This is a genomic window from Xanthomonas sp. SHU 308, assembly GCF_000364645.1.
In the GTDB taxonomy this organism is placed as follows: Bacteria; Pseudomonadota; Gammaproteobacteria; order Xanthomonadales; family Xanthomonadaceae; genus Xanthomonas_A; species Xanthomonas_A sontii.
Window position 1 is genome coordinate 1 of sequence record NZ_AQOK01000459.1, and the last position, 377, is coordinate 377.

Below are 377 nucleotides of genomic sequence, written 5' to 3' on the forward strand. Positions count from 1 at the left end.
CGATGGTGCCGGTCAGGCTGAGGTCGCGGCCGGCCTGCAGCAGCAGGTTGTTGCCGGCAGTGATGCCCGAACGCAGGTCGCCGCCTGCGATGGCGTCGCGGGTGGTGCTGGTGAGGTCGCGACCGGCGCTGAGCAGCACGTCGCGGCCAGCGATCTGGCCGCCGAGGTTGAGCAGGTCCTGATTGGCCTGCAGCGCCACGGTACCGCCGGACACGATACGGCCCTGGTTGAGCAGGTTACCGGCGGTGGCGCTGACGTTGGCGCCACTGATGGTGCCGCTGTTACTCAGGTTGGCCGTAGCGTTGAGCACGGTGTCGCCTGCGCCGCCGGCCAGCAGTACGCCGTCGCTGCGCAGGGTCAGCGCGGTCTTCGACGAC

The 377-nt window shown here is 70.0% G+C and carries 1 protein-coding gene; it reads right to left on the bottom strand.

The features are described from left to right. Nucleotides 1-377, bottom strand: a 377-nt coding sequence (locus D588_RS24910) for a hypothetical protein (protein ID WP_043085088.1), incomplete at both ends; no start/stop codon positions are given.